This is a genomic window from Longimicrobium sp. (assembly GCF_036280135.1).
Taxonomy (GTDB): Bacteria; Gemmatimonadota; Gemmatimonadetes; order Longimicrobiales; family Longimicrobiaceae; genus Longimicrobium.
In genome coordinates this window covers 1-2,354 of record NZ_DASURI010000992.1, presented here as the reverse complement: position 1 = coordinate 2,354, position 2,354 = coordinate 1, and the positions used below count along the sequence as shown (strand labels likewise).

Sequence of the window (2,354 nt, the reverse complement as noted above, 5' to 3'; positions counted from 1 at the left end):
CTCCAGGGCTCGTGTGTCGGACTTGGCGCGCGCATCTTGCTCTGCTCACGGCGGGCGCAGGCACAGCGGATGAAGGACGAGGGAGGAGCCGGATGGCGGAGGGGATGGACGTAGCGGCGGGACCGGCGGAGCCGGCGTGGTGGCAGCGGGGCGTGGTGTACCAGGTCTATCCGCGCTCCTTCCAGGACAGCAACGGCGACGGCGTAGGCGACCTGCGCGGCATCGTCCAGCGGCTGGACTACCTGCAGTGGCTGGGCGTGGACGCGGTGTGGATCAGCCCGTTCTATCCCTCGCCCATGCGCGACTTTGGCTACGACGTCACCGACCACCAGGCGGTGGACCGCGTCTATGGCTCGCTGGTGGACTTTGACCGCATCGTGGCCGAGGCCCACGCGCGCGGCATCCGCGTGATCGTGGACTACATCCCCAACCACACCTCCGACGGCCACCCCTGGTTCGTCGCCAGCCGCGCCGCGCGCCACAACCGCAAGCGCGACTGGTACGTGTGGCGCGACCCGGCGCCCGGCGGCGGCCCGCCCAACAACTGGCGCAGCGCGTTCGGCGGCAGCGCGTGGGAGTGGGACGAGCCCACGGGCCAGTACTACCTGCACACCTTTCTGCGCGAGCAGCCGGACCTGAACTGGCGCAACCCCGCCGTGGAACTGGAGATGCTGGACGTGCTGCGCTTCTGGCTGGGGCGCGGCGCCGACGGCGTGCGGGTGGACGCCATCCAGGTGGTGATGAAGGACGCCGAGTTCCGCGACAACCCGCCCAACCCCGACTACCGCGAGGGTATCGACGACCCGTACGACGCCCTGCTGCGCGTTCACTCCGCCGACCGGCCCGAGATCCACGGGCTCATCGCGCGGATGCGGGAGCTGGTGGAGCAGTACGGCGACCGCGTGCTCATCGGCGAGATCTACAACGAGGTGGACCGGCTGATGGCGTACTACGGCGAGGGCGGCCGGGGTGTGCACTTTCCCTACAACTTCCAGCTCATCAAGCTGCCGTGGGACGCGCGCACCATCGACGCGGCCGTGCGGCGCTACGAGTCACTGCTGCCGCCCGGCGCATGGCCCAACTGGGTGCTGGGCAACCACGACCGGCACCGCGTGGCCAGCCGCGTGGGCGCGGCGCAGGCGCGGGTGGCGGCCATGCTGCTGTTCACCCTGCGCGGCACGCCCACGCTGTACTACGGCGACGAGATCGGGATGCACGACGTGGAGATCCCGCCGGACCGCGTGCAGGACCCCTGGGAAAAGAACCTGCCCGGCCGCGGCCTGGGGCGCGACCCGGAGCGCACGCCCATGCAGTGGAGCGCCGAGCCCGCCGCCGGCTTCACGACCGGCGAGCCGTGGCTGCCCGTGGCGCCGGACTTCGCGGCGAACAACGTGCTGGCGCAGCGCGCGGACCCGGCCAGCATGCTCAGCCTGCACCGCGCGCTCATGGACCTGCGCCGCCGCGAGCCCGCGCTGCACGTGGGCGGCTGGGCGCCCGTGGACGCGGACGGCCCCGTGCTGGCCTACCTGCGCACGCACGGCGACACGCGCTTTCTCGTCGCCCTCAACCTCTCCGCCGAGCCGGCGTCACTGGACTTCGACGGCGGGGGCGAGGTGGTGCTGGGCACGCTGCCGGACGGAGAGGCGCGGCGCGTGGGCGGCGGAGCGATCGAGCTGCGCGGCGACGAAGGCGTGATCGTCCGACTGGACGGCCGATGAAGGTGCCGGCGGACATCGCGGAGCGCATCCGCGGCGAGGTGGACCTGGGGTTCGAGGTCGACGCGGATGGCCGCGCTGTCAGCGGGTTTCGGGCAGTGGGGCGGCGGCGAGTATCCGCCGCCGGGGTACGTGGCGTGGAACCGGAGGTGGGCAACGGCGACACGTACGGCTTCTACTGACCCATTGGCCGCGAGGACGGGCCGCCGCTGGTCTGCACGGTAGTGCTCGCGGACCCGCCGGGCACCCCGCAGCGGCAACCTGGCGCGCGCATTGGGAGGCGATGCGCGACGACCTGCGGCGCGCCGGCCTGGACGCACGCCTCCCCGCGATCCCGGGCTCCTGGTCGTCCATCGGATGATGCGCATCACCGCCGCGGTTGCAGGCTGTCCCCTGTAACCCGTCCCCCGTCCCCGCTGTTCAAAGAGGCCGCCCCCGATTCGGGGACGGCCTCTCGCGTACATCCATCCGTTCGGCGGAACCGAGCGTCAGGGCTGCACGCCCAGCGCCCGCAGCCGCTCCTGCGCCTGCCGGTTGTTGGGCTGCGCGGCCAGCACGCGCCGGTACTGCTCGATGGCGCGGTCGCGCTCGCCCAGGCCTTCGTAGACGCGGCCCAACTCCATGGCCACGCCCGTGGAG

Annotated in this window: 3 protein-coding genes; 2 read left to right on the top strand and 1 reads right to left on the bottom strand. The window is 72.3% G+C overall.

Going from position 1 to position 2,354, the window contains the following annotated elements; genetic code table 11:
* Window positions 1–92: 92 nt before the first annotated feature.
* Both VFZ20_RS31875 and VFZ20_RS31870 read left to right on the top strand, forming a co-directional pair.
* Complete coding sequence (locus VFZ20_RS31875) at window positions 93–1,718, top strand: alpha-amylase family glycosyl hydrolase (RefSeq protein ID WP_329688021.1); 1,626 nt, start codon at window positions 93–95, stop codon at window positions 1,716–1,718.
* Entirely contained in the window at window positions 1,715–1,897 is a 183-nt protein-coding gene (locus VFZ20_RS31870; RefSeq protein ID WP_329688020.1) for a hypothetical protein, read from the top strand. Before VFZ20_RS31875 ends, VFZ20_RS31870 begins: the two co-directional genes overlap by 4 nt.
* 306 nt (window positions 1,898–2,203) lie before the next feature.
* On the opposite strand, the gene VFZ20_RS33030 is transcribed toward VFZ20_RS31870, so the two are convergent.
* Window positions 2,204–2,338: a tetratricopeptide repeat protein gene (locus VFZ20_RS33030; RefSeq protein ID WP_414682966.1), complete on the bottom strand. Its 135-nt coding sequence runs from the start codon at window positions 2,336–2,338 to the stop codon at window positions 2,204–2,206.
* Window positions 2,339–2,354 lie beyond the last annotated feature (16 nt).